Annotated in this window: 2 protein-coding genes; one reads left to right on the forward strand and one right to left on the reverse strand. The window is 60.7% G+C overall.

The window, feature by feature from the left end:
* Positions 1–434: FAD-dependent monooxygenase (locus F8N85_RS33910; protein WP_224795810.1), on the reverse strand; the 434-nt coding region annotated here is incomplete at its 3' end.
* 134 nt (positions 435–568) lie between these two features.
* Here F8N85_RS33910 and F8N85_RS33915 point away from each other — a divergent pair.
* Positions 569–1,345 (forward strand): DNA-binding transcriptional regulator, encoded by a 777-nt coding sequence (locus F8N85_RS33915; protein ID WP_150807676.1) that lies wholly within the window; start codon positions 569–571, stop codon positions 1,343–1,345.
* Positions 1,346–1,759: the final 414 nt, after the last annotated feature.

Genomic DNA, 1,759 nt, shown 5'->3' on the forward strand with positions numbered 1-1,759 from the left:
CTTTGCTCGAAGCCTTCGAGCTCACGGCCGAACAGCACGTTGACGTTGTCGAAGCGCTGCAAGCCTTCGAACAGTACGCGGTCGGCCAGGGGCTGGATGAAGGCGTTGCGTCGCGACCAGCCGAACTCATCGGTCTTGGGCTGTATATCGGCAAAGCAGCGACCCTTGGGGGTCAGGAAACGCATGGCGTGCCAGGGTGTGGTGTGCGGCAGCACGTTGTCGGCCAGACCGACGGCCTGGAAAGTACGCAGGCTTTCGTCGTCCAGACCGATGGCGCGGGGGTAGTCGATCAGGCTGTCGAGCTTTTCCACCACGGTGACGTTCACACCACATTGGCCCAGGTAATTGGCGATCATCAAGCCGACAGGGCCGGCGCCAACGATGGCGACGTCGGTGGTCAGGTCCAATGTGGAAGGAGTGGGTGCAGAACTCATGGTCATCTCCGTACAGCGCTTTTGGATTTCTTGTTGGGCGCAGTATGGAAATCACCGGGCTGGTCGACAACGACAACCCTTGTTAATGTGCACTAAGTGCACATGATTGATTTATAAGAATAAAGGGTCTATCCATGAGCGAGACCGAATACAAAGCCGTGCGCGGTCTGATGCGGGGTCTGGCACTGATCAATGGCTTGAACCGCTTCGATGGCGGGGCCAGCACCGCGCAACTGGCTGAGCAGAGCGGGCTGCACCGCACCACCGTACGCAGGCTGTTGGAGACCTTGCAGGCCGAGGGTTATGTCCGGCGAAGCGAGTCGGATGACAGCTATCGACTGACGCTGAAAGTACGCGAACTCAGTGAAGGGTTTCGCGATGAACAATGGATCTCCTCAATCGCCGCACCCTTGCTCGGCGAGTTGCTACAAGCAGTCGTCTGGCCGACCGACCTGTGCACGCTGGACGGTGATGCCATGGTCATTCGGGAGACCACCCATCGTTTCAGCCGCCTGTCGTTTCACCGCTCCATGGTCGGCCGACGCCTGCCCTTGCTGATGACCGCGACCGGGCGCGCGTACTTTGCGTTCTGCCCACCTGCGGAGCGAGAAGAGCTTATTGAGTTGATGATCAGTCGCGAAGACGAACAATCGGCGCTGGCTGCGGATCGCCGATTTGTCGACCGGCTGGTGGAGCACACCCTCAGCAAAGGTTATGGCGAAAATAACTCCCATTGGGGTCAGGAACGTAAAATCGCCGCCATTGCGATCCCGGTTACCCACGAAGAGCGGGTGATGGGCTGCCTGAATCTGGTGTACATCGCCAAGGCGATGTCCGTTGAGGAAGCAGCTCGCCGCTACTTGCCGGCGATGCGCGGCGTGGTGGAAAAAATCCAGGCTCAATTGGGGTAGATTGCCTGCGGCTGACGCCCTGTAGGAGCCGCCGGGCGGCGTTCCGACGATGGCGGCCTGGCAGCCGGCCTGTCTCTCGCGGATGTACCCAGATCCAATGTGGGAGCGGCGGTGCGGCGATCCGACTTGCTCGCGATGGCGGCCTGGCAGCCGACCTATCTCTCACTGGTGTACATATCCATTTCTGCGGTAACGGCCACTAATGGTTTCGCTTTTACAGCGACTCCCTTTGGCAAACGCCGGAGTGCCGGCCCAGCCCAAAGGAAGCAAAGGTCTCGCCCCGAGCGTACGGCACCTCGCTAAGGCTCGGTGTTCCCTCGCTCCGGTGTCCATCAGGGGGCGCCGCAATGCGGCGGAGTCAGCTGCGCTGACGGCGCTACGCGCCACCCCCCTGATGAACGCCTCCACTCGGCC

This window comes from Pseudomonas fluorescens (assembly GCF_902497875.1).
GTDB lineage: Bacteria > Pseudomonadota > Gammaproteobacteria > Pseudomonadales > Pseudomonadaceae > Aquipseudomonas > Aquipseudomonas fluorescens_BR.